Source organism: Candidatus Thiothrix putei (assembly GCA_029972225.1).
GTDB classification, from domain to species: Bacteria; Pseudomonadota; Gammaproteobacteria; order Thiotrichales; family Thiotrichaceae; genus Thiothrix; species Thiothrix putei.
In genome coordinates, this window is record CP124756.1 from 1,211,948 (window position 1) to 1,236,194 (window position 24,247).

Genomic DNA, 24,247 nt, shown 5'->3' on the forward strand with positions numbered 1-24,247 from the left:
TGGCGTAGGCGGGGGCGTTGCGCTATGTTTTCGGTATACTCGACAGACTTGCATAAAATTAACTGTAACCTGTTGTGTTACATTGCTTGGCGGATTATAGTAGCTAAAAGGAAGCAAGATGATCATTAGCTTTATTCATAAAGGGTTAGAACGCTTTTACCTGACAGGTAGTAAAGCAGGTATTCAACCTGAACACGCTCCGAAATTGCGTCGAATTCTGACCGTTTTGGAAACAGCCCAGATACCAGATGATATGGATTTGCCCGGCTACCGACTTCATCCCCTGCAAGGCAATAGACAAGGAACATGGTCTGTTAGGGTCAGCGGTAACTGGCGTATTACGTTTCAATTTACTGAGCAGAATGTTGAACTTGTCGATTATGAAGACTATCACTGAGGAAATACGATATGCCGATGTATGATCCTGCCCATCCGGGTGAAATCCTTGGAGAAGATATTCTCAAAGAGTTAAATATAACCATTACCGCAGCCGCTGAAAAACTTGGCATTAGCCGGAAGACACTTTCTGCTATCGTTAATGGTCATGCCCCCATTACAGCAGAAACCGCTATCAAATTGGAGAAAGTATTTGGCAAGCCTGATGCTGAGCATTGGCTACGTATGCAAATGACTTATGATTTGTACCATGCTCGTCAGAAAATGGCGGCATAATGTCAAATCTGGCGGGTGCGGTGGTGGGTAAGATCGGTATATTCGACAGGCTTGCAAAGCTGATCTATCGGCACGGGTGTGCCTGTATGCTGCAAGAAGCCGCGCAATGATTTTGCTGGATAAAGTCCCTTTTCTTTGGCTTCGAGTATGACAATCTGAACGATATTGCCGTCTTTATCGTAGCTGATATTGATATTCCAGCTCTGCGAGACTTCACGGACAATCGGGTTATTGTTGAACCGTTGAACAAGGATGTCATCATCTTCGTAGTATTTAATGTTCATCGTTTAACTCCCAGTTGATCATAGCCGTCTTTCCCACGTATCAGCGCCGTAGACAAACTTTCTCGTGTTAGCGCATGACGGAATCATCTTTATTCGGTCATCGAGCAACTTGTTGGTGCAAAATCATTATCACCAAATAATCTGGACAGGATAATGCTTGAAAACCCCATCACCACTCAGAAACACCATTTCCTCAACATTGGCTTGGGCAATCAGAAGACGATCAAACGGGTCTTTATGAACATCAGGTAAAGCAGCAACCCCCAACACATGGGCTGTCTGTATCGGTAAAATCTGAATGGCATTTTTTTGCACTTGTTCTGAGACCAGCCTATCCAACGGCAGATGAAGTTCCAATTTGCCTAATTGATGCTTTATCTGCATCTCCCAAATGCTGGAAACGCTCAAAAATATCTCATTTTGAGTATCTTCACACAGTGCCAGCACCTTGGCGGGAAGTTTGTTTGGTTGGCTGTCCCACCATAAAAATGTGTGGGTATCTAACAGCAGCCTCATTCTGTACCCAGCCAGAAATCGTCTGATAAGGGCGCATCGAAATCAGCAGTCATCACCGCACAACCAGCGTGTAAGCCAGCCTGACGTGTTGTTGGCACAGCAGATTGGGCAAGGGGCGCACTGTATTTATTGAACAGAAATTCAACAAAATTAAGTATTTCTCGTTGAACACTCTCCGGCAAACGGCGGGTGTGTTCAGTGATTAGCTCTACTGTACCCATAATGGTATCACTCCAGCTATTTCTCTTGGATCAGTATAGCCAAGGATACCCCTGTTGACCATTCTCGGTGTGGCACGAACCTTCCCGCGTATCAGCGCGGCGCACGAATCCAATATTTTCGGCGTTTGAATCTGGCATGGATTTTCTCAGGTTAGCACATGAGGAACTTATACCATCGGTAAATGAAAATTCGGCGCGGAGTTTACAGACGAATTCAGAAGTAGGGTTTTCAGTGTCTTTCATCGGGTCATTCCTCTTAGGTTGCTTTGGGCATATTCCATCGCGGGAGTATGGTGCAATTGGTCGTGCAACGGTTGCCAGACGGCGGCAAGGTGGTCGAAGTCTACGCCCATGTCTTGCGCTTGCAGGTTTTGGTTGGCGTGGAGGATGACCTCGAAACCGTGGCCGTGCATCCGTCCGCATTGGTGTCCGGGGGCGACGCTGGGCAGGGCGAGGCGGGCGCGTATCCAACGGCGAGGTTTTCATCCGTGGGCATCGGCAGGAATTGGTTGATGAAAGCGCATGCGGGAATGCGCGTTGTGGCGTGAACCTTGCTACTATCGGGCAAAACGAACGAGGTAGGTTTATGCACACACAGCACCACGATTTGATCCAAACCATCCAACGCAATTGCCATATTGCCGACGCACGCCACGCGGGTGATTACACCTTATGCGTGTATTTGCTGAAAATGCGCGAATTTTACCGCTGGGAAAAAGGCATCCTCCTCAGCGAAGTCGTGACCAGCGATGACGTGGGCGAATGGCTCACTCAGCGCGAAGCCGTGTGGGATGCGCTGGATACACAAGATTACGCCCCGTTACCGCTCAATGGCAGCGGTGAACACGACCCGTTTGCCAATGAAACCATCAACGCCGCGTTGAATAGCGCAGGGTTGGTCTACAGCGCTGGTTACGGTCGGCGTTGCCGCCCGCTGTTTTTCCTGGCGGAACTGGAACAAGTGATCGAACAAGATGGTTACACCATTCTGGTCGCAGGGCGAGAACTGGCGCGGGATGTGGAAGCGCCACCCGCCATGAATCAAGGCAAACAGGTCTTCATTCGCCGCGAATCCTTACGCCGCATGGTGTGGGAAAAAGTTGACGAATGGCGTTGGAGCGGGCTGGATAACCCGATGGGCCGTGCGTTGGCGCACTACGATTTCGATGCGGATGTGGAAGCGGCGTTGGATGCAATGGCGGCGGCTGAAATTCAAACCGTGATTGCGCACGAAATCGGCGAAGTGAAAGCGGGGCAAGCCTTGGGTGATGCGGCATGGCAAACCATGTTGTTTGCTTTGCCGCCGTCGCACGCTGACATTATGTTGCGGGCGGTGCGTGATTTACTGGCGGATTGTTTGCATACCTTGCCGGAATTGTTGGTGCGTGGGAACGCTGCGTCGATCCATTTTTATTTCGGCAATCTGGCAGCGATGCGCAAGAAACTGGCTCCGCAGTTGGTGGCGGCGTATCAGCATTGGCATGAGACGGGCGATGCGGAGAAGATTGCTGCGTATGCGGAGTGGGGGCGTGAGCATTGGGCAACGGTTGGGCGCAAGGCGTTGGCGGTGTTTCAGGCTAAGGGTGTGGCGGCGTTGGCGGAGATTGAGGCGATGGTGTCTTGTGGATAAAACCTTCAATGACACTACGCTAAGTTCGCGCCCAGCACTCGCTGCCAGCTTGTTTCGTGATGGTTTGATGTCATTAGGCAAAGCAACCCAATTTAGCGGATTAAGCATGAGCGCTTTCATCACGCATTTGGCGAGTTTTGGCATTGAAATTGCCCGACCCGATGAAACTACCGCACATGAAACTCAAGATTTGTCGGCATGGCTGTCATAATCAGCGACATTGGTCCGCTCTATTGGCATTTGCGGGCATTCATCAGCTAATGATTCTGCAACAACTGTTTACTTGCAACGCAAGTTGGCATTTGTCGGTACGGTGAAAGTGTTATGGATAGCAGAGCAGCGGCATTTGATAAATGATGCAGCCGTGCTGTTAGATGCGATGGCGGCAAATGGTTATTACTTGTCCCGCCAATTGTTGCAGCAAATCAGCGAGTGAAGTTAGTGAGACTCTTGCCAACTGCAACTAACGTAGTCGGGCAGTGTCATTGGGTATCTCTTGTGATACGACGCGGTGGTGCTTCTAATTGTGGTTCTGAACCTCCCGATAAATCGAGGTGTCGGGCGCACACTTACTTTGGATGATATTCGGCATTATCAGAAAATCATTGTGGCGTTGAAAGAAACTGACCGTCTGATGCAAGAAATTGATCAGGCATGGAAACCTTAAACATGTTAGCAGTAAACTCTTTGCGGGAACGTTTGGTAGAAGAAGCTTACCAGATTAGTGATACCAAATTTGCGGAACTATTGGATGAGTTAAAACATTGCATCCGCCAACCAAACCTTGGAAGCCGTGTTGGAAAAAACCGTGGATGTATTGCACCTGCGCGGACTCACCAACTCACGCCTGAAAGCCCGTATCGAACAGGAAGCCGTTTATGTATGACCGTGAACTGCTGATTGAAAAGCTGCAAACCTTGCTGGCAGCACTGCGCCGCATCCCTCGCCGTTTTGCTTCAATCACTGAACCTTCCGATTTCTATCTGACGGAAGACGGCGAGGATAAGCTGGATGCCATTTGCATGATTTTAATTGCAGAGCAGGTGAAGAGCTGAAAAATATCGACCGTAAAACCGAAGGTAAACTTTTCCCGCAATACCCAGCGGTAAGATGGCGTGGGGCAATGGGAATGCGGGATGTGCTGGCACACACCTACTTCCATGTTGACGCAGAACAGTTATTCAATATCTGTAAAAATGACATTCCCACCATGATTGCGGCATCATTGCCCAGCCCGGCAGAATCCGTTTCCACATTCGCCCAGCTAGAAAAAACCTGTTCAGCGGTCGGGCTGCGCAAGCGGTTTTGCGTACAGATGAATAGGGCGCGGATCATTGCGGGTGACTCATGATTAACGAAATGGCGGAAATCCATCAAAAAACGGGTCAAACCCAAAGTCTGGTTCAGGCAAGCGCACGTTTTTCAGCCAAGCTTTAAGGTATTTCACATCCTTAAATAGCCGCAAATCTTGCTGGATACGTTTAATTTCTGCCTGCATCGTTTGAATGTCTTGCTTGAGTAACATCGCCAGGCGTTTGGGGGAAAGCGGTTCAAACGGTGGAATTTGCACCATCATGCGGATTTGGTCTTCTTTAAGCATGACTTCTTCTTGTAATTCAGCCAGTTGGTCACTGAGGACTTTGTTGTAATGCTTGAGGCGTTCGGCACTCAGGCTGCTGAGTTTGCTTTGGTCGATTTGCTCAACCGCGAGTTGTAATTCCAGCAGTTTCAGCAAATCTTTATTGGCGTAAGCGACGGTTACTTGCTGCATCAGTTCGGTTTTGCGTTCGCGTTCTATCGGGTCTTGTTCGCGGTCGGGGTGCAAGGCACTGGTGAGTTGGCGGTAAACGGCTTGGATGGATTTGCTGACATTGGCGGCTTCTTCCGCATCCTTGGCTTCTTTTGCCAGTTGTTTGGCGGATTTTTTGCGTTGGGGGCGGGCAGCAGCAGCGGCTTCTGCCTCGGCTTCGCGCTGTTTGACCTTTTCGGCGAGGCGTTCGGCGGTTGCTTGCGGGTTTTGCAAGTCGAATTCATCATCGTCCAGGCTTATCCCGAATTCTTTTTCAAGCATGGATTTCATGAACTCGTTTGCCATCATTTGTTCTTCTTCCGCTTCGGTATCGTAGTCGCTGGCGGTGTATTTGTTATACATGGCTTTTAACTCGTCGTCGTCACCGCTGCGTAGCAATTCTTCGCAGAGTTCCACGATGAGGTGCGTGAGTTTTTCTTGTTGGGTTTTGGTGAATTTATTGGCGGTGAATTGCTGATCCAGCAGGTGAGCCATTGCCGTTTGCTGTTCCTTCATGCTTTGTTTTAACGGCTCTAGCTTGTCGACGGCATCGGTGCGGCAACGCTCGAACGTTTCCTGCCACTCTGCCAAGAGTTGTTTTTGCGCGTCGATCTTTTTGATGAGGCTGTTGAACTTCTTTTGTGCGGGTGACAGTACCGCTTGTGCGGGAGCGGTGTGAATGTGGACAACTTTTTTGCTGGACATGGGGCTTCCTAATACTGATTTTAGCGGTAGTGTGGCATCAGATGACGCTTTGTTCCAGCAGGAAATCTGGGGAAAGTTTCGTTTGGTCAGGAATGCACTGGCAGTCGTGAGAAAACGACCTAAACTTGCAGAATGTTACGAAAATTTCTGAAGATTGTGCTTATTCTGGCCTTATTGCTGTTTTTGGTGCAAATCGGTTTGCACTTATATCGTACTTGGCAGGATAAGGTGGAAACGTTACCAACGGGGCAAGTGCGAAAGCCTGCTACCTCAGTGGTATCACTGTTGGGAATTAATACCAACGAAATCAGCTATAACGATGCCAGTCTGCCGTTTGTTGATTTGTTTCGTTCTGCCAATCCGTTTCAGGAAAATGTGCTGCGCTTGAAGGCAGAGTCTGTCACCTACGATATCAATGGCTGGTCGAATAATCTCAACGGCGGTGAGGCCGGTACGCGCTTTCTCGGTGAATTGCCCGCCGATGCACTGCCTGCTGGTGAATACACGGTGCTGTATGACGGTGAGGGGGAAATCCGTTATGGTAATGATGCCAAGCTGATTACGCATTCGCCGGGGCGCGACACCATTACACTGGAAGCGGGTGTGAATGCACGTTTGGATGCTAGTCTCGTGATCGCTCGCAGTAATCCAGCGGATTATGTGCGCAATATCCGTATCTTACCGCCCGGTGGTATCTGCCAACACAATCCGTTTCAGCGGGTGACGGATGCATCGGCTTGTGCGGGGGATGCGGGTATGTATTTGTCGTTCGCGGATCACTACGCCGAGATTGTCTTCAACCCTGACTACCTGGATTTTATGAAAGATTTTCAGGCAATCCGCTTCATGCCAATGTCAGGCATTACCCGCAACCCTGAGGCGCATTGGCAGGAGCGCCCCAGCATGGATGAAGCCACTTGGGGCGGTACGTATGGTGCTCGCGGCGCACCGCTGGAAATTATGGTGGAACTTGCCAACCGTTTGCAAAAGGATGCTTGGTTCAACCTGCCGCACGCGGCTGACGACGACTATGTGCGCAAATATGCCACCTATGTGCGCGACCATCTTAACCCTGAACTGAAAATCTACCTCGAATATTCCAATGAAATTTGGAATACCAACTTTAACCACGGCGAATATACCCAGAAAAAAGGCATTGAAATGGCGTTGGGGCTGAATGCTGCCGACGTGGGTTATGAGTATTACACCATCCGCGCCCGCGAGATTTTTGCCATGTGGGAACAGGTATTCGGTGGGCGGGAACGTTTCGTGCGCGTGCTGGGCGCTTGGGATACGCGCCCTGATTTTGCTGAAAAAGTGCTGAGTTACGATGACACGTATCAGTCGGTGGATGCGTTGGCAATTGCGCCGTATTTCGGCGGTAATATCAAAGGCTATCGTGAAGCAGAAACCGTGGAAGATATTTTTCACCTGACCACAGCGCCGGACTCTTACCGTTCATTGCCGGAAGTATTGGAAAAAGTGCAGCGTCATGCGCAACTGGCGCAACAGTTTGGAGTGACATTGCTAGGCTACGAAGGTGGGCAGGGCTTGGTGGATTGGGCAACCCGCAAGCCGGATCAGCACCCGAATCCGCTATTTTTCGCTGCTAACCGTGATCCGCGCATGGGACAACTTTACACCGAATTTCTGGAAGGGTGGCAACGGGCAGGCGGGCAATTGATGATGCTGTTTTCCGCGCCCCGTGTTTGCCAATGGTACGGTTGTTGGGGGCTAAAGGAACACATTCGTCAACCGCGTGAACAAGCGCCGAAATACGCCGCCGTGTTGGATTTTATGGCGACACACGCACCTCAGCCTTTACCTGTGCCACAGAAGCCAGCCCATAATCCATTAGCCATTGCCCCGCGTAATCCAAATGACCCCGTGATTGTGTGGCGACCAGCATTTGACCCAGAGCGGGTATTTGTCATCGAAAACCCGATTACTTTGGATTTATTGCTGGAAGGGTCGGCGTGGGATAAACGTAACCTGTTTGGGAAATGGCAAGGGCGCTGGGATGACGATTTCCTGTTCCTGACCGTGCGCGTATACGACAGCAAACGGGTGTTTGATTCGGCGCATCCGGCGGATGATGATTCCGTGGGGTTTTTGATTGACACGGATAATAGCCGCGATGCCACGCTGGACGGCAAGCACGATTTCCACCTGATTTTTGCCTGTGATCGTGAGCAAGTGGTGTTGGGGAAAAATTCTGCGCCACTGTCTGCGGAAGCGTTGCGCAGTATCCGTTTTGATACGCGGGCGTTTTACGACGGTTACGTGTTGGAGGCGTGGATTCCTTGGCAAGCCTTGGGCATGAACCCTGCTATTAAAGATCGTGTAAGCGTCAATGTGGAAGTGAACGATGATGACGATGGCGGCACACGCGATGGCAAAATCGCGTGGATGGCGCAAGACAAACAAGCCCTAACCGACCCACGCCAGTGGGGTGTGGTGCTATTTAGTGGTCGGTGAGGCATTGATCAAGCGTGGTTTGGTTTTCGTTTTGGGTAGCAGTTCCATTTTGGCTTTTTCCTGGCGAATGCGTAACACATAGCCGCCCAGTGCGCCCCCAGCCGTGGTCAACATCAGCAACCCTAGCGTGATGAATTGCGTGAGCAACAACAAGCCACCAATACCGGCAGCCCCCGCAAACGCCATGCCCACTTTGATATTGGCTTGGGTCGAGGTGCGGCGTACTTCCTGAATGGTTTCCTGATGCGCTTGTTTAATCACGCGGTGTTTGGCGCGTTCGGCATTGACGCGCAGCGCTTCGCGTTCTTTGGCGTGGCATTCTTGCAAGCGGCTGATTTCATCTTTGTTGTGGTGTGCCGCCATTGAACTGAACCACGCGGCGGTGAGTACGCCCACAATGCCAACGGGAATCACCAGTCGCAACCAGCCCCAGCCGCTCAATTCGGCGGGCGCAATCAATACCAATACCACGGTTATGACTTGTAGCAATAAAATGCCGGGTAGAAATTTCAGCACTGTGAGTGTCCTTTTCTTCTGTCAGGTTCGGATTCGGGGATTATAATGCTTGTTGGATTCAACAGGACATTACCATGCTGCCGAAAGACCTTGTGGATGAACTCATGCACTTCCGCGCCGAGCGTGATTGGGCGCAGTTCCACACCCCGCGCAACCTTGCGATTTCGCTCTCTTTAGAGGCGGGCGAGGTGTTGGAATTGTTCCAGTGGGAAGACCGTCGTGGTACGGCGTTGGATCACATTATGCCGCAGTTGCGGGATGAAGTGGCAGATGTGGCGACTTACCTGACGTATTTGTGTGCGGATTTGGGGATTGATCTGGAAGCGGCGGTGCGCGAGAAGATGGTGCAAAATCGGCGTAAATATCCGGTGGCATTGGCGAAAGGGTCGGCGAAGAAATATACCGAATTGCGGGCAGGAGACGAAGCATGACCCCATTCGTCCACCTCCGCCTCCACACCGAATATTCGTTGGTTGATAGCACCATCCGCATCAAACCACTGATGAAAGTCGCCGCGAGCAAAGACTTACCCGCTCTCGCGATTACCGACCAAAACAACTTTTTCGGCTTGGTGAAATTCTACAAAGCCGCAATGGGTGCAGGCATCAAACCCATCTTCGGTCTGGATCTGTTGCTGGCAGATGAACAAGGCACGGATACCTTGTTTCACACGATTTTGCTATGCCAAAACAACACCGGCTACCGTAACCTCACCAAGCTCGTATCCCGCGCCTACCAACAAGGGCAGGTACTGGGCGTGCCGCGAGTGCAACGCGAGTGGATCAAGGAATTCAGCGAAGGCGTAATCATGCTCTCCGGCGGACGCGAGGGCGATATAGGTCAAGCCTTGCTCTCCGGCAATCAAGAACTCGCCGACAAGCGCCTGCAAGAATGGTTGGAAACTTTCCCCGATCGTTACTATTTAGAACTGCAACGCACCGGACGCGATGGCGAAGAAGACTACATCCACGCAGCCATCGACCTTGCCCTTGCACACGACATCCCCGTGGTCGCCACCAATGACGTGCGTTTCATTGCCGAATCCGATTTTGCTTCCCACGAAGCGCGGGTTTGTATTCGTGACGGCTACGTGCTGGCTGACCCCAAACGCCCCAAACGCTACAGCCCGCAGCAATATTTGCGCACGGGCGACGAAATGGCGGAATTGTTTGCTGATATTCCCAGCGCGATCAGTAACACGGTCGAAATTGCTAAACGCTGCAATGTGTCACTGACCTTGGGTAAAAATTACCTGCCACAATTCCCGATTCCTGAGGGCATGACCGAAGCGGAGTATTTTTGCAAAGTCAGTGAGGAGGGTTTGGAAGAACGCCTCGATTTCCTGCTCGGTGACAAATACCCGCGTGGTACGCCTGCCTTCATCGAAAAGCGCAAAGTGTACGACGAACGCCTAAAAATCGAACTCGACGTAATCAATAAAATGGGGTTTCCCGGCTACTTCTTGATCGTTGCGGATTTCATCCAGTGGGCGAAGGATAACGGCATTCCGGTCGGCCCTGGGCGGGGGTCGGGTGCGGGTTCATTGGTGGCGTATGCGTTGAAAATCACCGACCTTGATCCGTTGGCTTACGACTTGCTGTTTGAACGCTTCCTCAACCCTGAGCGCGTGTCCATGCCTGACTTCGACATTGACTTTTGCATGGATAACCGCGACAAAGTAATTGATTATGTTGCCAGAACTTACGGGCGTAATCAGGTTTCGCAAATCATCACTTACGGTTCGATGGCGGCGAAAGCGGTAGTGCGTGACGTCGGGCGGGTGTTGGGGCATCCCTACGGGTTTGTGGATCGGATTGCCAAACTGATTCCGTTTACCATTGGCATCACCTTGGAAGACGCGCTGGGGCGTACCCCCAAGTCCGAAAAAGATTCCGAATTGGTATCCCCCGACCTGATCGACTTGTATAACAAGGATGAAGAAGTTAAGTCGTTGTTGGATTTGGCGATTTCTTTAGAAGGCTTGTCGCGTAACACCGGTAAACACGCGGGTGGGGTATTGATTTCCCCGACCGATTTGACCGATTTCACCGCGATTTGCTGCGAAGAAAACGGCGAAGGCGTGGTGTCGCAATTCGACAAAAACGACGTGGAAGAGGTCGGGCTGGTCAAGTTCGACTTTTTGGGCTTGCGCAACCTCACCATTATCGACTGGGCGTTGCAAACTATTAACCGCCAGCAAGCGGCGAAAGGCTTGCCGCCGGTCGACATTAACCGCATTCCGTTGGATGACAAAGCCAGCTTCGATCTGCTCAAGGCGCAAAAAACCACCGCTGTATTTCAGCTTGAATCACGCGGCATGAAAGACCTGATCCGCCGCTTGCAACCGGACGTGTTCGAGGATGTGGTGGCATTGGTGGCACTGTTCCGCCCCGGTCCGTTGCAATCGGGGATGGTGGACGATTTTATCAACCGCAAAAAAGGCATTGCCAAGGTCGAATACCCGCATCCGAGCCTAGAGCAAATTCTCAAACCGACCTACGGCGTTATTGTTTACCAAGAACAGGTTATGCAGATTGCGCAAGTCCTTGCCCAATACACGCTGGGTGGTGCGGACATGTTGCGCCGTGCAATGGGTAAAAAGAAACCGGAGGAGATGGCAAAACAACGTTCCATTTTCATGGAGGGGGCGCGAAACAATCATGTCGATGAAAATCAGGCTGGCTATATATTTGATTTAATGGAAAAATTCGCGGAATATGGTTTCAACAAATGTGTGGTCGCTTCTACTTGTATCATGAATGCTGATACAGGGTTTATGACTACCGTTGGGGAGCTGTTCAAAAACCGACGGGCTTTCACCATCCATGCCTTGAGTGATGATTGGAAATTACATAAACGTCAAGTGGTGGATGTTATGTGGAACGGGCGCAAACCCGTTTATGAACTGCGCACCCGTTTGGGCAAACGTATTACGGCTACCGCCAATCACCCGTTCCGTACCTTGCATGGCTGGAAAAACTTGGGCGATTTGCAAGTCGGGGAACGCATTGCCGTACCGCGCTGCTTGCCTGTTAGCGGACTGTCGCATTGGTCTCAGCATGAGTTGATTACGCTTGCTGGGCTGTTATCGGAAGGCAATACCTGCCACCCCTCATCCTTGTATTTCTTCAATAATAACCGTCAGATGATTGATGATTTCGCGGCAGCAGTGGCGGAGTTCCCCGATACTGTCGCCCGCATTGATACCCGCAGCAATGGGCGGCTTGAGGTTTGTGTCAATACCGGACGTAAAACCCGCTTCCATGCCGGACAAGTGCCGTGGAATGCCCGTGCAGCAGTCGCAGTGCAAGATGAACCGCCTACCCGCAGTGGTGCGTATGTCTGGGCGGAAACCTTGGGGTTGCTGGGTAAAAAAGCGACTGAAAAAGTTATTCCCGCTGAAGTATTTGCCCTGCCAGATGAAGATATTGAGCTGTTCTTGGGGCGCTTGTGGTCTGGTGATGGTTTTATTGCCAATGCAACGCTGCATGTGCCATTTTATGCCACTTCGTCGCTGCAATTGGCAGATGATGTGCAAACCTTATTGCTGCGTTTGGGGATTCCTAGCCGCATTCACTCCAAGCAATTCCGTTATCGCGGTGGACATCGTGCAGGTTACACCGTGCATGTGTTAGGGCAGGGTAGTGTGGAAACCTTCCTGCAACGAATCGTCCCGCACGTTATTAGTCGGGAAACACAGCTTGCGCATTTGCATCAGCATTTGCACACCACAGATCGCGGGCGCAGTAGCAAGGACACCATTCCGGCGGATGTGCGTCAGTGGGTTGCGGAAGAGCGCCTCAAGGCAGGTTTGACTTGGAACGAATTGGAATGTCGATCGGGTCTGTCGATGAAGGAATTTTACGGCAACGGCAGTGCCAATAAACAGGGTTTTTACCGTGACACCATTGCACGGCTGGCGGAGATTTTCCATTCGGCACGGTTAAAGACAGTGGCAAATTCAGATGTTTTCTGGGATGCCGTGGTCAGCATTGAAGCGCGTGGCGAGGAAGATACCTATGACCTGACGGTGGAGCAGGATCACAATTTTGTTGCGGATGGCATCATCGTCCACAACTCCCATTCCGCCGCCTACGCCCTTGTTGCCTTCCAAACTGCATGGCTAAAAGCCCATCACCCCGCCGCATTCATGGCAGCCGTCATGTCGGCGGATATGGATAACACCGAAAAAGTGGTGACGTTGCTGGATGATTGCCGCCAGCTTGGGCTACAGGTGTTGCCGCCGGACATTAATCGCTCCGAATACCAATTCACGGTGGATGATCAAAACCGCATTATTTACGGGCTGGGGGCAGTGAAAGGCGCGGGTGAAGCCGCCTTGAGTGTGTTGGTGGAACAGCGCAATAAAAACGGGGCATTCCAATCACTGGCGGATCTCTGCAAACGTGCTGGCACACAAAAGGTCAATCGTCGTGTGCTGGAAACCCTGATCAAATCAGGCGCTTTCGACAGCTTGGGCGGGACGCGCCGCGCCATGCTTGAATACTTGCCCGAAGCCATGCGCATGGCAGAACAATACAACCGCAATCAAGGCACGGGGCAAACCGACCTGTTCGGCGGATTATTTGGCGGCGGCGTGGCGGAATCGACCCCAGAGGCGACCATGCCCAGCCGTGAGGAATTTCCTGAAAAAGAACGCTTGCGTTTGGAAAAAGAAACACTGGGTTTGTACCTGACAGGGCATCCACTGGATGAATACAAGGAGGAAATTGCCGGATTAGGCAGTCGCAAAAAACTGGTGGATATTGCCGAAGATGACAGCACCAAATACCGTCGTGAGCCGGTGATGTTAGCTGGTTTGGTGACCAGCGTGCGCACCCAATATACTGACAATGGTAAACGCGCTTTTGTGCAGCTTGACGATAATACCGCTTATTATGAGGTGATGATTTTTACTGACACATTTACCCAATATGGACATTTACTGGAAAAAGAAGCCTGTATTGTATTGGAAGGCTCGCTCGATACCGATCAACGCACCGGTAAGACACGTTTGAGGGTGGAAAAAGTCCATGATATGCGTTCGATACGCGAGAATTTCTTACGCAAACTGGTGTTGCGGCTAGAGGAGCAACAGATACAACAAGGAATTTTACCGGTGTTGCGGCAATATTTGAAACCTGCTGAGGTTGCTGGCACGTTCCCAATTGCGGTTGAATACCGCAATACCCAAGCACAAGCGGAAATGCGCTTGGCAGGGCAGTGGACAGTGCCGCTAGATGATACAGGGTTGCATGATCTGCGGCAGGTATTGGGTAGAGAAAACGTGAGTTTAGTGTTTTAACTCACGTTGCTAACGTGCTTTGGTCAGTATGACGCCGACCATATTGGTTCGTGCCTGCTTCAGGCGTTCAAATGCCGCATGTAATGGGCGGCGGCGGGTTTGATTGCACGCCACGACCAACAACGTTGCATGGACGCGATTGCTGATAAGTAATGCATCCGCCATTCCCATCACGGGGGGCGAGTCAATAATGATCACGTCAAAGCGGGAGTCGTTTTGTTCCGCATAATTAATCAGTTGTGTCATGCGCTCACTGGATAGCAGTTCAACTGAGTGCGGGGTAATAGGGCCAGAAGAAATAATATGCAATTCAGGAATAAAGGTGGGACGAATCAAGCCTTCCAGTTCATCCAGACCTGCCAAATAATTACCTAATCCTTTGATATTATCCACGCCGAAATGTTTGTGTAAGGTAGGACGGCGTAGGTCAGCATCAATCAATAAGACATTTGCGCCTGATTGGGCAAACGTTGTGGCTAGATTAATACTGGTGCTGCTTTTGCCTTCGCTGGCATCAGTACTGGTGATATTAATAATTTTAGGGCGTTTCTGGTGAGTGATGACTAAAAAGTTGTTGCGTAGAGAACGAAATGCTGCGGCCACATGAGAATCGGGGTGGTTGGCGCTTTGAAAAGCATAACTCCCCGCTTTTTTACGGATGGCGGGTGCAATGCCTAGCAAGGGAAGCGGTAGCACCTTTGAGAGTGTTTCAGATGTTTTGATAACGGCATCCGTTCCTTCGCGGATAAAGGCGGCAATGACGCCAGCACACAAACCTAAAATAAAACTTAGAATAAAATTGCGGACTAGATTAGGCTGTAAGGCTTCGCTGATGAAAAGCGCAAAGAGGAATACGCCAAGATAAACGCTCAATAATGTTTTTTCGCGGCGTTTAGCAATAATACGTAATTTGTGTAGCTCGTCCCCTAACGAAGTACCTCCGGTATGAAATGTCGGTACTTGCACAAATCCCCCTTCTGCTGAGAATGTAGTCTGCCGTTTGGGCAATACGTTTGGCGTGTTCATTGTCCCCTGATTTCCTATTTTAGCCCTTGGATTGTTTTATTATACATAAAAAAATATGATTTGCATGTTTGAGAATCTGCATAAATAAACGTAATTCATCGCGCTTTATACAATAGATCATTCCACGACCATTAAGTTTCCATGAAACCGCACATAGACACTCTGTCGGGCAGCGCGTAAAATGCACTTCTACTAAATTCTTTCGACGGGATGAGCCATGCCTCATCCCGTTTCGTATGTAGACTTCGGAGGTTCTTTTGAACAAGCAAGCACTGCTGGTGCTGGAAGACGGGAGTGTTTTCCACGGGCGTTCCATCGGCTGTGATGGCCAAACCACGGGTGAAGTGGTCTTTAATACCGCACTGACAGGCTATCAGGAAATCCTGACTGACCCGTCGTATTCACGCCAAATCGTTACCTTGACTTACCCGCATATTGGTAACGTCGGTGTCAATCAGGAAGATTGCGAATCCACCCAAGTCCACGCGGCTGGCTTGATCGTGCGCGATGTGCCTGCGGTTTACAGTAGCTGGCGTGCGGAAGAATCCCTGCCAGACTATTTAGCCCGCAATAACGTTGTCGCGATTGCCGACATCGACACGCGCCGTTTAACGCGCATTTTGCGTGAAAAAGGCGCACAACGCGGCTGCGTCATGGCGGGTGAAAACCTTTCGGTGGACATTGCACTGGACGCAGCACGTTCCTTCCCCGGCTTAAAAGGCATGGATTTGGCGAAAGAAGTCACCGTCAAGTCCAGCTATGTGTGGACAGAAGGCAGTTGGCAATTAAACCCCGCCACCCCACGCCCTTCCACCGCGACAACGGCTGAATTCAACATCGTCGCTTACGATTACGGCATCAAAACCAATATCCTGCGCATGTTGGTGGATCGTGGTTGCCACGTTACTGTCGTGCCTGCGCAAACCCCAGCGGCAGATGTACTGGCGATGAAACCAGACGGCGTATTCCTCTCCAACGGCCCCGGCGACCCAGAACCGTGCGATTACGCAATTGCTGCCATCCGTGAAGTACTGGAGCAAAAAGTCCCAACGTTTGGCATCTGCCTTGGTCATCAATTGCTCGGCCTTGCCAGTGGTGCGAAAACCGTCAAAATGAAATTCGGGCATCATGGCGCGAACCATCCGGTGCAAGATTTGGACAGCAAGCGCGTCATGATCAGCAGCCAAAACCACGGTTTCGCGGTGGATGAAACCACGCTGCCAGCCAACGTGCGTGCCACGCACCGCTCACTGTTTGATGGCACTTTGCAAGGCATCGAACGTACCGACTGCCCCGCACTGAGTTTCCAAGGACACCCCGAAGCCAGCCCCGGCCCACACGACGTAGCCCCTGTATTCGACCGTTTCATTGAGATGATGAGAGCTGCACATGCCTAAACGCACTGACATTAAAAGCATTCTGATTATTGGTGCAGGCCCGATCATTATCGGTCAGGCGTGCGAATTTGACTATTCCGGGGCGCAAGCGTGTAAGGCGTTGCGTGAGGAAGGCTACCGCGTCATTTTGGTCAACTCCAACCCCGCGACCATTATGACCGACCCGAACATGGCGGATGCGATTTATATCGAGCCAATTCGCTGGGAAACCGTCGCCAAAATCATTGAAAAAGAACGCCCTGACGCGCTATTGCCAACCATGGGTGGGCAAACCGCGCTCAACTGCGCCCTTGATCTTTCTCGCCAGGGTGTGCTGGAAAAATTCGGCGTGGACATGATTGGTGCGAACGAAGTCTCCATCGACATGGCAGAAGACCGCCAGAAATTCAAAGTGGCGATGGACGAAATCGGTCTAGAATCCGCCCGTTCCGGCGTAGCGCATTCGATGGACGAAGCTCGCGCTGTGCAAGCCACCCTCGGTTTCCCCGTGGTTATTCGCCCCTCATTCACGATGGGCGGTAGCGGTGGTGGTATTGCCTACAACAAGCAGGAATTTGAAGCCATCGTGGCGCGTGGTCTGGATTTGTCCCCCACCACCGAAGTTCTGCTGGAAGAATCCCTGCTCGGTTGGAAAGAATACGAGATGGAAGTCGTGCGTGACCGCAACGATAACTGCATTATCATCTGTTCCATCGAAAACCTTGACCCGATGGGCATCCACACGGGTGACTCGATTACGGTAGCCCCGGCGCAAACCCTGACCGACAAGGAGTACCAGTTACTGCGGAATGCCTCCATCGCGGTCTTGCGCAAGATCGGCGTGGATACCGGCGGTTCTAACGTCCAATTCTCGGTCAACCCGAACAACGGGCGCATTATCGTTATCGAGATGAACCCGCGTGTGTCGCGTTCCTCCGCACTCGCTTCCAAAGCCACCGGCTTCCCGATTGCGAAAGTCGCGGCGAAACTGGCAGTCGGCTACACGCTAGACGAATTGCGCAACGAGATTACTGGCGGGGCAACGCCTGCGTCATTCGAGCCATCCATCGACTACGTTGTAACCAAAATCCCGCGTTTCACCTTCGAGAAATTCCCGCAAGCCGACTCGCGTTTGACCACGCAAATGAAGTCCGTGGGCGAAGTCATGGCAATGGGGCGCACCTTCCAAGAGTCGTTCCAGAAAGCCCTGCGTGGTTTGGAAACCGGTATCGACGGCTTGAGCGAGCGTATTGACCCGCAAGACCCAGATGCGAAAGACACGCTGCGCCGTCAACTGACCGAAGCCAGTTCCGAACGTATTTTGTACGTGGCGGATGCCTTCCGTTTGGGCTTGAGCATCGAAGAATTGTTCGCGCAAACCAGCATTGACCCGTGGTTCTTGGTGCAAATCAAAGAATTGGTTGATATGGAAAACGGCTTGAAAGACCGTTTGCTGAATAGCATTAGCGTTGACGAAATGCGCAACTTGAAGCGCAAAGGCTTCTCCGACCGCCGCTTGGCTAAACTGTTGCACGAAACCGAAAAAACGGTACGGGTGGCACGTCACAAGCTCAATGTGCGCCCGGTGTATAAGCGCGTCGATACGTGCGCGGCGGAATTTTCTACCAATACCGCATACATGTATTCCACTTACGAAGAAGAGTGCGAATCCAACCCGACCGACCGCAAGAAAATCATGGTGTTAGGCGGCGGCCCCAACCGTATCGGTCAAGGCATCGAGTTCGACTACTGCTGCGTTCACGCGGCGTTGGCGTTGCGCGATGATGGCTTTGAAACCATTATGGTGAACTGCAACCCAGAAACCGTTTCCACCGATTACGATACTTCCGACCGTCTGTATTTCGAGCCGTTAACACTCGAAGACGTGATGGAAATCGTCGATCTGGAAAAGCCTTACGGTGTGATCGTGCAATACGGTGGGCAAACCCCGCTGAAATTGGCACGTGATTTGGAAGCCTTGGGTGCGCCGATCATCGGTACATCGCCGGATTCCATCGACTTGGCGGAAGACCGTGAACGTTTCCAGCAATTGATCCACAAACTCGGCTTGAAACAGCCACCGAACCGCACCGCGAGAAGCATTGACGAAGCGGTACGCTTGGCAGACGAAATCGGCTACCCATTGGTAGTACGCCCGTCTTACGTGCTGGGTGGACGGGCGATGGAAATCGTTTACCACGAAAACGAATTGCGCCGTTACATGACCACGGCAGTTTCCGTGTCCAACGATTCGCCGGTATTGCTCGACCGTTATCTGGATGACGCGATTGAAGTGGACGTTGACGCAATTTGCGACGGTGAAAACGTGTTAATCGGCGGCATTATGCAGCACATCGAACAGGCTGGTATCCACTCCGGTGACTCGGCGTGTTCTTTACCGCCGTATTCCTTGCGTGCCGACATTCAAAACCAATTGCGCGAGCAAATGTCACAGATGGGCAAAGCCCTCAATGTTATCGGCTTAATGAACGCGCAATTTGCCATCAAGGGTGACGACGTATACGTGCTGGAAGTGAACCCGCGTGCTTCACGTACCGTGCCATTCGTGTCCAAAGCCATCGGTCGTCCGCTGGCAAAAGTCGCGGCACGTTGCATGGCTGGCCAAAGTTTAGCGTCGCAAAATGCACTAAACGAAATCATCCCATCCTATTACGCGGTGAAAGAAGCGGTATTCCCATTCATCAAATTCCCCGGCGTTGACCCCATTCTTAGCCCGGAAATGAAATCCACCGGCGAAGTCATGGGCGTGGGCAGAACGTTTGCTGAAGCTTTCGGCAAAGCGCAATACGCAGCGGGCGAAGTGTACCCAACCTCTGGGGTAGCTTTCATTAGTGTGCGTGAAGCGGATCGCCGCCACTTGAAAGAAATCGGTGAAATGTTGGTCGGTCAGGGTTTCAGGATCGTGGCTACCCGTGGCACGGCACGCGAATTGCAGAACGTCGGTGTCACCTGCGAAATCGTCAACAAGATGCGTGAAGGCCGCCCCAACATCGTCGACATGATTAAGAACGAGGAAATCGACCTGATCGTGAACACGACCGAAGGCGAGCAGTCCACCCGCGATTCGTTTGAGATTCGCCGTGAAGCTTTGCAGCACAAGATTACCTACACCACCACGATTGAGGGTGCGCGGGCACTGTGCAAGGCAATGGCCTACACTGACAGTGAGCAGGTTTATTGCTTGCAAGATTTACATCAGGAAATAACACAACAAGGGGTTTGAAGCGATGAGTACTAGACCACCGCTAACATTGAAAGGTTCTGAGCGTTTGAAGGCTGAGTTACAGCGTTTGAAAACTGAAGAGCGTCCGCAAATTATTCAGGCGATTGCGACTGCACGCGAACACGGCGATTTGAAAGAAAATGCCGAATACCATGCAGCACGTGAGCAGCAAAGTTTCTGCGAAGGGCGTATTAAGGAGTTAGAAAGTACCTTGTCGATGGCGCAAGTCATTGATGTGGTCGCGGTTGGCGCAATGAATCCCGGTAAAGTGGTTTTTGGCGCAACCGTTGAATTGGAAGAAGTCGAGTCCGGTGAAACCATTACGTATCAAATCGTGGGTGACATTGAGGCTGACATTAAGCATAACCGTGTTGCTGTATCTTCCCCGATTGCCCGTGCCATGATTGGCAAGGAAGAGGGCGACGTTGCGGTGGTGCAGGCGCCGGGCGGTGTGCGTGAATATGAAATTGTTGCAGTTACTTATCAGTAGTGGCTAATAATTTTACTCATATCGGTTTGTTGCAACACGGTGCGGTGGAAGCCGGAGATGTGTTTTGTGGCGAACTTGAAACCCCGCTTAGCAAGTTGGGTTGGAAGCAGCTTAAGCAAGCCTTCGGACGGTCGGGGGCTGATTGGGATGCTGTGATTACTTCACCCCGGATGCAGTGTGCTGCCTTTGCGGAATGGTTTTCCCAAAAGCATGATTTACCGCTGGTACGGGATGAACGCTTGCGGGAAATTCATTTTGGTGAGTGGGAAGGTTGTACTCCACAAGAGGTGATGGCCACTCATCCTGAGCAGTTGGCCGAATGGTGGGTGAATCCTGCGCAGGTGTCGCCGCCGGGAGCGGAGGGGTTTGGTGAGTTTCGTGCACGTGTCTTGGATGCATGGATGGATCTGGGGCGTGCCTACCGGGGTGAGCGGGTGTTGGTTGTTACGCACGCTGGGGTGATTCGCGTGATTCTGGCGCATGTATTGCAAATGTCGGATGAGCGTTTGTTGGCGCTCAATATCGAATACGGTGCATTGACGCGCTTACGGGTGCTGCGTGATCGCAGTGGTGAATGGGCCAGTTTATTAGCGCATGGTTGCGGATGATCACCGCAATCTTCCGTTCTTTACAGGTGGCGGTGCGCGTATTGACGTTATTGCCAGCCCCACCGGTTACGGATTTTTCTGCGGAGGAAAAAGGCCGGGGTTTGATTTGGTTTCCGGTGGTGGGGGCATTAATGGGGGGCATTCTTGCCCTTACTGCTTGGAAGTTGGAAAGTATTGAACCTATGTTGGCCTCGGTCATTTTGCTGACGGCTTGGTTATTTATCAGCGAATTACATCATCTGGATGCATTGGCTCGCAGCATTAATGTATGGCTGTTTGGCGGGTGCGGTGCAGCAGAGAAAAATGAACTGGGTGACAAGTTTTTGCCCGCGCCACATTTCGGTGTGATGGGGGTGATGGCACTGATTATGATGGTTAAATTTTCAGCACTTTCGGTGTTGATTGAATACAAGCTGTGGCCGTATATCCTGTTGGCACCGATTGCAGCACGGCTGTTAGTGGCTGCTCTGATTGGTTTTACGCCAAGTGCCCCTGGGGAGTCTCTTGCACATGAGTTTCGGGTCGAATTTCCGTATGTGGCGCTTTTCCTTTGGTTATTGTTGGCCTTGCCCGTGGCCTTGGTGGCGGGTATGCCCTTGTTAGCGTTGTTTGTATTGCTGTTGCTGATTCGGTTGCGCATGAAACAGACGTGTGGCGGGCTTACTTGGGAGTCGATTGGTGCAAGCATTGTGTTATTGGAAGCTATAGGCTTGTTTGTGGCGGCAGTGACTGCTTGAGGCGACTAATCCCCACCTTGGTGGTATGGTATTGGCATAAGTGTTAGGATAACGTTGTTATTTTGCAGCTTTAAAGGCAGGGCATATTAATCATGTCAGAAGAACAGTTCTCCACAGAAAGACGCATCTTGATGGCGATGCGTAAAACCCTCGGCGGCATTATCCGTGATTTAACACCTTCCGATGCTGCGACTCGTTATCCATTGTCTGATGCGACGGTGGAAGACGTGAAAAAATGCTTCGATCTGATTGCGGCACGTGAGCGTGAATTGGCGCAATTTGCTGGGGTGAGCGAAGAACGCCCCCATTTTATTGATGAAGTCAGTGCTCCCAAAGTGGTGTCGATTGCTGGCCTGAAAAAGAGGGATTAATCATGCAAACCTTTTCAGCCGAGGAGATGGGGGCGTTGACGCGAGCCGTGATCAACCACATGGATGAGTGGAAGATCAGCGCGGAACAGATGTTGATGATTTTGGGTTTGGCTGAAGAAGTCCGACCGCGTCATTTGCAACAGTACCGTCAGGGCGATAAAACTTTTCCGCAAACACCTGACATGATGGATCGTATTGATCACATTGTTGGCATTGCCGATGCGTTACGCACAACCTTCCCGTTCAGCAGTCAAATGCGCGTCATGTGGTTAAGCAAACCGCACCGCCGTTTTCAGCGTCGTGATCCGTTAGCGGTGATGTTGACAGAAGGGGTGGATGGTTTGATGAAAGTCCGTATTGAAGTCGATTGCGCCTATGGCTACGCAATCAACGACGCTTTACATGCCGCTGCTGAAGAGAAGAAAAAAGCAGCGGCTGCTTGAACGCTACGCTAGGGCAGGGCTTGATGCTTCAAGCCCGCCCTCATGACTTTGCTTACGCTGCATCGCCTTCAGTTGCAGCGTCTGGTTTTACTGCTTCTTTGACCATTTTCTGCAATTCACCGTTTTGGTACATTTCCAGCGTAATGTCGCAACCACCAATCAGTTCACCGTTGATGTAAACCTGTGGGAACGTCGGCCAGTTAGCGTATTGTGGCAAGTCTTGGAAAATTTCAGGGTCGCCCAATACATTCACGTAAGCAAATTCTTCACCACAGGCCATCAAGGCTTGGGATGCGCGGCTGGAAAATCCACATTGCGGCATTTGCGGCGTGCCTTTCATGAAAATAATGACAGGGTTGCTTTTAACGGCTTGGTCGATACGGTCTAGTGCGCTCATTCAGGTAATCCTCGTTATTGATAGATGATGATTACATTCTACCTGTTGGCTGAAATAAATAAACGTCAGATTCCATGAGGAATAGGCGTGTTTCAGTGTTTGCGGCGTTGTTTCATGGCTTCAAATTCGCCGCGTGAGGTTCTTCCTGAAAGTGCTGTGCTACACTGCGCCTTAACACACTATCCACGAGTACCGCATCATGGAAGCTCTCAAACTCAAAACCGTCGATGATTTATTGCTGGAAAATCAGCAAGATCAGCGCATCGAGTTAATTAACGGCGAAATTGTCAAGCGCCCGATGGCGCGTTCCGAACATGCCTTGGCACTAGCGGGGTTGTCGGGGCAATTCTTACCGTTGTCGCGTAAGGGCAGGGATGGCGGCTGGTGGATCATGAGTGAAATCAGCGTGCGTTATTCAGAACACCATTGCCCGACGCATGATCTGGCGGGGTGGCGCAAAGAACGTGTTCCCAATCGACCGACGGGGGTGATGGACATCTTGCCCGACTGGGTTTGCGAAATCACCTCGCCGGGGCATGAACGCAAAGATACCTTTACCCAATTGCTGCGTTTACAGGCATACCAAGTGCCGCATTACTGGCTGATTTCGCCGGAAGACAAAACCCTGATTGCTTATGCGTTGGATAATGGGCATTACCGCGTGGCGTTTTCGGTGGAATGCCATGATGCAGCGGCTTGCAGTCAGCTTGTGATACCGCCGTTTGCGGGGCAGGTGTTGGATTTTGGGTATGTGTTTGGGGAAGATGAATAATCTATTTTTCAAAAATTACGCCGCTTTCTGAATTTTGGGGGTGGTATTCTCCAGCGCATCAAACAAGCCGTCGATCACGTTATCCTTACCCGCAAACAGTGCATCGGGGCCGCCGGAGTGCAAGCTGGTAAAAGGTGCTTCATACAGTGCGCTGGCTTCCATAATCCCGCGAGCGGTCAGTTGTTCGATGATCATTTCAATGAAGCGTATTTGTGCTGGGGTCAGGCTTTTGTCATGCAGGAATTGTGAAAAGGCTGCGTGTGCTGCGCTGTGATCCATTCCCACCATACTACGCACGAAATGCGGGAGCGAAGGGGCTTCGTGGCGGGCTAATAAATCCGAAAACAAGGCATTCCCTTCATCTTCACCAATCTGGATCAAAGTGGTTTCCAAGCCTTGCAAATCCGTTGCAGTCAGTGCCTTGTTAGTGCGCAAGCGATGAATCACAAGGCTATCCAAATGGGAGCGCAAGTAATCTTTGACCTTTTTATCGTACTGAGTACTGGTCATTTTCGGCATGTCAAAGGGCGCATCCTTTTTGATGTCAAGAATCTCGTCTTTGAAGTTGGTGTAGACAATCTTGCGCTCTCGTTTGTCAATGAATGGCACGAGCGCGGGTGTGAACAAAAGTGCGGTGTCCTGTAGACTAAGATGGCATCCCCTAAAA

General features: G+C 51.2%; 28 protein-coding genes and 1 pseudogene. 20 read left to right on the plus strand and 9 right to left on the minus strand.

All coding sequences use genetic code 11. The features are described from left to right. The first annotated feature begins 118 nt into the window (after nt 1-118). Together QJT81_06255 and QJT81_06260 are read left to right on the plus strand one after the other, a co-directional pair. Nucleotides 119-397 carry a type II toxin-antitoxin system RelE/ParE family toxin gene (locus QJT81_06255; protein ID WGZ95586.1) on the plus strand — a complete coding sequence of 93 codons (279 nt, stop codon included), beginning with the start codon at nt 119-121 and terminating at the stop codon, nt 395-397. Nucleotides 398-408: 11 nt separating this feature from the next. After that, on the plus strand, nt 409-672 hold the full coding sequence (locus tag QJT81_06260; GenBank protein WGZ95587.1) for a HigA family addiction module antitoxin: 264 nt from the start codon (nt 409-411) through the stop codon (nt 670-672). Between the two features lie 2 nt (nt 673-674). Here QJT81_06260 and QJT81_06265 read toward each other — a convergent pair whose 3' ends face one another. From QJT81_06265 to QJT81_06280, 4 genes are all read right to left on the minus strand, one after another. Further along, nucleotides 675-956, minus strand: a complete 282-nt coding sequence (locus QJT81_06265; GenBank protein WGZ95588.1) for a DUF2283 domain-containing protein — start codon at nt 954-956, stop codon at nt 675-677. A 129-nt stretch (nt 957-1,085) separates the two neighbouring features. Further along, nucleotides 1,086-1,472: a type II toxin-antitoxin system VapC family toxin gene (locus QJT81_06270; protein WGZ95589.1), complete on the minus strand. Its 387-nt coding sequence runs from the start codon at nt 1,470-1,472 to the stop codon at nt 1,086-1,088. Next, entirely contained in the window at nt 1,469-1,693 is a 225-nt protein-coding gene (locus QJT81_06275) for a DUF2281 domain-containing protein (protein WGZ95590.1), read from the minus strand. Before QJT81_06275 ends, QJT81_06270 begins: the two co-directional genes overlap by 4 nt. Nucleotides 1,694-1,932: 239 nt before the next feature. Then, a complete protein-coding gene (locus tag QJT81_06280; protein WGZ95591.1) occupies nt 1,933-2,106 on the minus strand; it encodes a 6-carboxytetrahydropterin synthase in 174 nt (57 codons plus the stop codon). 173 nt (nt 2,107-2,279) lie between these two features. Here QJT81_06280 and QJT81_06285 point away from each other — a divergent pair, with 173 nt between their 5' ends. From QJT81_06285 to QJT81_06310, 6 genes are all read left to right on the plus strand, one after another. After that, on the plus strand, nt 2,280-3,323 hold the full coding sequence (locus QJT81_06285; protein ID WGZ95592.1) for a hypothetical protein: 1,044 nt from the start codon (nt 2,280-2,282) through the stop codon (nt 3,321-3,323). Then, nucleotides 3,316-3,534 carry a UPF0175 family protein gene (locus tag QJT81_06290; protein ID WGZ95593.1) on the plus strand — a complete coding sequence of 73 codons (219 nt, stop codon included), beginning with the start codon at nt 3,316-3,318 and terminating at the stop codon, nt 3,532-3,534. The genes QJT81_06285 and QJT81_06290 overlap by 8 nt, the downstream gene beginning before the upstream one ends. A gap of 72 nt (nt 3,535-3,606) precedes the next feature. Then, nucleotides 3,607-3,759, plus strand: coding sequence for a DUF3368 domain-containing protein (locus tag QJT81_06295; GenBank protein ID WGZ95594.1), 153 nt, complete (start codon nt 3,607-3,609; stop codon nt 3,757-3,759). A 90-nt stretch (nt 3,760-3,849) separates the two neighbouring features. Beyond that, on the plus strand, nt 3,850-3,990 hold the full coding sequence (locus tag QJT81_06300) for a hypothetical protein (protein ID WGZ95595.1): 141 nt from the start codon (nt 3,850-3,852) through the stop codon (nt 3,988-3,990). Between the two features lie 211 nt (nt 3,991-4,201). Further along, the gene (locus QJT81_06305; protein ID WGZ95596.1) at nt 4,202-4,378 is read left to right on the plus strand and encodes a hypothetical protein; all 177 of its coding nucleotides are present in this window, start codon (nt 4,202-4,204) and stop codon (nt 4,376-4,378) included. Next, nucleotides 4,342-4,674: a DUF86 domain-containing protein gene (locus QJT81_06310; GenBank protein WGZ95597.1), complete on the plus strand. Its 333-nt coding sequence runs from the start codon at nt 4,342-4,344 to the stop codon at nt 4,672-4,674. The genes QJT81_06305 and QJT81_06310 overlap by 37 nt, the downstream gene beginning before the upstream one ends. On the opposite strand, the gene QJT81_06315 is transcribed toward QJT81_06310, so the two are convergent. Beyond that, on the minus strand, nt 4,675-5,817 hold the full coding sequence (locus QJT81_06315) for a molecular chaperone DnaJ (GenBank protein ID WGZ95598.1): 1,143 nt from the start codon (nt 5,815-5,817) through the stop codon (nt 4,675-4,677). Between the two features lie 132 nt (nt 5,818-5,949). Between QJT81_06315 and QJT81_06320 the strand changes: the two genes are divergently transcribed. Continuing rightward, complete coding sequence (locus tag QJT81_06320) at nt 5,950-8,295, plus strand: sugar-binding protein (protein WGZ95599.1); 2,346 nt, start codon at nt 5,950-5,952, stop codon at nt 8,293-8,295. On the opposite strand, the gene QJT81_06325 is transcribed toward QJT81_06320, so the two are convergent. After that, nucleotides 8,278-8,811, minus strand: a complete 534-nt coding sequence (locus tag QJT81_06325; protein ID WGZ95600.1) for a hypothetical protein — start codon at nt 8,809-8,811, stop codon at nt 8,278-8,280. The genes QJT81_06320 and QJT81_06325 overlap by 18 nt on opposite strands. Before the next feature lie 74 nt (nt 8,812-8,885). On the opposite strand from QJT81_06325, the gene QJT81_06330 reads away from it, so the two are divergent. The 3 genes and pseudogenes from QJT81_06330 (at nt 8,886) to QJT81_06340 (ending at nt 14,116) form a co-directional block, all read left to right on the plus strand. Beyond that, nucleotides 8,886-9,242: a nucleotide pyrophosphohydrolase gene (locus QJT81_06330; GenBank protein WGZ95601.1), complete on the plus strand. Its 357-nt coding sequence runs from the start codon at nt 8,886-8,888 to the stop codon at nt 9,240-9,242. Beyond that, nucleotides 9,239-12,829, plus strand: a pseudogene (dnaE, locus tag QJT81_06335) (DNA polymerase III subunit alpha). The gene QJT81_06330 and the pseudogene dnaE overlap by 4 nt, the downstream one beginning before the upstream one ends. A 12-nt stretch (nt 12,830-12,841) precedes the next feature. Beyond that, nucleotides 12,842-14,116 (plus strand): OB-fold nucleic acid binding domain-containing protein, encoded by a 1,275-nt coding sequence (locus tag QJT81_06340; GenBank protein WGZ96455.1) that lies wholly within the window; start codon nt 12,842-12,844, stop codon nt 14,114-14,116. 9 nt (nt 14,117-14,125) lie between these two features. Here the strand turns inward: QJT81_06340 and QJT81_06345 are convergent, their stop codons facing one another. After that, nucleotides 14,126-15,142 carry a polysaccharide biosynthesis tyrosine autokinase gene (locus QJT81_06345; protein WGZ95602.1) on the minus strand — a complete coding sequence of 339 codons (1,017 nt, stop codon included), beginning with the start codon at nt 15,140-15,142 and terminating at the stop codon, nt 14,126-14,128. A 257-nt stretch (nt 15,143-15,399) separates the two neighbouring features. Here QJT81_06345 and carA point away from each other — a divergent pair, with 257 nt between their 5' ends. From carA to QJT81_06380, 7 genes are all read left to right on the plus strand, one after another. Beyond that, a complete protein-coding gene (gene carA / locus QJT81_06350) occupies nt 15,400-16,539 on the plus strand; it encodes a glutamine-hydrolyzing carbamoyl-phosphate synthase small subunit (GenBank protein ID WGZ95603.1) in 1,140 nt (379 codons plus the stop codon). Next, the gene (gene carB, locus QJT81_06355) at nt 16,532-19,762 is read left to right on the plus strand and encodes a carbamoyl-phosphate synthase large subunit (protein ID WGZ95604.1); all 3,231 of its coding nucleotides are present in this window, start codon (nt 16,532-16,534) and stop codon (nt 19,760-19,762) included. The genes carA and carB overlap by 8 nt, the downstream gene beginning before the upstream one ends. Nucleotides 19,763-19,766: 4 nt before the next feature. Further along, nucleotides 19,767-20,252, plus strand: coding sequence for a transcription elongation factor GreA (gene greA / locus QJT81_06360; protein WGZ95605.1), 486 nt, complete (start codon nt 19,767-19,769; stop codon nt 20,250-20,252). Beyond that, nucleotides 20,252-20,860, plus strand: coding sequence for an alpha-ribazole phosphatase family protein (gene cobC, locus QJT81_06365; protein WGZ95606.1), 609 nt, complete (start codon nt 20,252-20,254; stop codon nt 20,858-20,860). Before greA ends, cobC begins: the two co-directional genes overlap by 1 nt. Further along, nucleotides 20,827-21,597 carry an adenosylcobinamide-GDP ribazoletransferase gene (locus QJT81_06370; protein ID WGZ95607.1) on the plus strand — a complete coding sequence of 257 codons (771 nt, stop codon included), beginning with the start codon at nt 20,827-20,829 and terminating at the stop codon, nt 21,595-21,597. The genes cobC and QJT81_06370 overlap by 34 nt, the downstream gene beginning before the upstream one ends. 92 nt (nt 21,598-21,689) lie before the next feature. Continuing rightward, nucleotides 21,690-21,968: a segregation and condensation protein A gene (locus tag QJT81_06375; protein WGZ95608.1), complete on the plus strand. Its 279-nt coding sequence runs from the start codon at nt 21,690-21,692 to the stop codon at nt 21,966-21,968. Nucleotides 21,969-21,970: 2 nt separating this feature from the next. Then, nucleotides 21,971-22,411: a DUF2384 domain-containing protein gene (locus QJT81_06380; protein ID WGZ95609.1), complete on the plus strand. Its 441-nt coding sequence runs from the start codon at nt 21,971-21,973 to the stop codon at nt 22,409-22,411. 52 nt (nt 22,412-22,463) lie between these two features. On the opposite strand, the gene grxD is transcribed toward QJT81_06380, so the two are convergent. Further along, nucleotides 22,464-22,808: a Grx4 family monothiol glutaredoxin gene (gene grxD / locus QJT81_06385; protein ID WGZ95610.1), complete on the minus strand. Its 345-nt coding sequence runs from the start codon at nt 22,806-22,808 to the stop codon at nt 22,464-22,466. 199 nt (nt 22,809-23,007) lie between these two features. On the opposite strand from grxD, the gene QJT81_06390 reads away from it, so the two are divergent. After that, on the plus strand, nt 23,008-23,580 hold the full coding sequence (locus tag QJT81_06390) for a Uma2 family endonuclease (protein ID WGZ95611.1): 573 nt from the start codon (nt 23,008-23,010) through the stop codon (nt 23,578-23,580). 15 nt (nt 23,581-23,595) lie between these two features. On the opposite strand, the gene QJT81_06395 is transcribed toward QJT81_06390, so the two are convergent. Further along, the gene (locus QJT81_06395; GenBank protein WGZ95612.1) at nt 23,596-24,207 is read right to left on the minus strand and encodes a type I restriction-modification enzyme R subunit C-terminal domain-containing protein; all 612 of its coding nucleotides are present in this window, start codon (nt 24,205-24,207) and stop codon (nt 23,596-23,598) included. Nucleotides 24,208-24,247 lie beyond the last annotated feature (40 nt).

Bases quoted from the DNA above. Each gene is read 5' to 3' on its own strand.
- QJT81_06265 (WGZ95588.1), bottom strand. From the start codon at position 956: ATGAACATTAAATACTACGAAGATGATGACATCCTTGTTCAACGGTTC.
- QJT81_06285 (WGZ95592.1), top strand. From the start codon at position 2,280: ATGCACACACAGCACCACGATTTGATCCAAACCATCCAACGCAATTGC.
- QJT81_06280 (WGZ95591.1), bottom strand. From the start codon at position 2,106: ATGCACGGCCACGGTTTCGAGGTCATCCTCCACGCCAACCAAAACCTG.
- QJT81_06275 (WGZ95590.1), bottom strand. From the start codon at position 1,693: ATGGGTACAGTAGAGCTAATCACTGAACACACCCGCCGTTTGCCGGAG.
- QJT81_06260 (WGZ95587.1), top strand. From the start codon at position 409: ATGCCGATGTATGATCCTGCCCATCCGGGTGAAATCCTTGGAGAAGAT.
- QJT81_06370 (WGZ95607.1), top strand. From the start codon at position 20,827: ATGGGCCAGTTTATTAGCGCATGGTTGCGGATGATCACCGCAATCTTC.
- QJT81_06390 (WGZ95611.1), top strand. From the start codon at position 23,008: ATGGAAGCTCTCAAACTCAAAACCGTCGATGATTTATTGCTGGAAAAT.
- QJT81_06270 (WGZ95589.1), bottom strand. From the start codon at position 1,472: ATGAGGCTGCTGTTAGATACCCACACATTTTTATGGTGGGACAGCCAA.
- QJT81_06305 (WGZ95596.1), top strand. From the start codon at position 4,202: ATGTATGACCGTGAACTGCTGATTGAAAAGCTGCAAACCTTGCTGGCA.
- QJT81_06330 (WGZ95601.1), top strand. From the start codon at position 8,886: ATGCTGCCGAAAGACCTTGTGGATGAACTCATGCACTTCCGCGCCGAG.
- QJT81_06380 (WGZ95609.1), top strand. From the start codon at position 21,971: ATGCAAACCTTTTCAGCCGAGGAGATGGGGGCGTTGACGCGAGCCGTG.
- QJT81_06375 (WGZ95608.1), top strand. From the start codon at position 21,690: ATGTCAGAAGAACAGTTCTCCACAGAAAGACGCATCTTGATGGCGATG.
- carB (WGZ95604.1), top strand. From the start codon at position 16,532: ATGCCTAAACGCACTGACATTAAAAGCATTCTGATTATTGGTGCAGGC.
- QJT81_06345 (WGZ95602.1), bottom strand. From the start codon at position 15,142: ATGAACACGCCAAACGTATTGCCCAAACGGCAGACTACATTCTCAGCA.
- QJT81_06320 (WGZ95599.1), top strand. From the start codon at position 5,950: ATGTTACGAAAATTTCTGAAGATTGTGCTTATTCTGGCCTTATTGCTG.
- QJT81_06315 (WGZ95598.1), bottom strand. From the start codon at position 5,817: ATGTCCAGCAAAAAAGTTGTCCACATTCACACCGCTCCCGCACAAGCG.
- grxD (WGZ95610.1), bottom strand. From the start codon at position 22,808: ATGAGCGCACTAGACCGTATCGACCAAGCCGTTAAAAGCAACCCTGTC.
- greA (WGZ95605.1), top strand. From the start codon at position 19,767: ATGAGTACTAGACCACCGCTAACATTGAAAGGTTCTGAGCGTTTGAAG.
- QJT81_06255 (WGZ95586.1), top strand. From the start codon at position 119: ATGATCATTAGCTTTATTCATAAAGGGTTAGAACGCTTTTACCTGACA.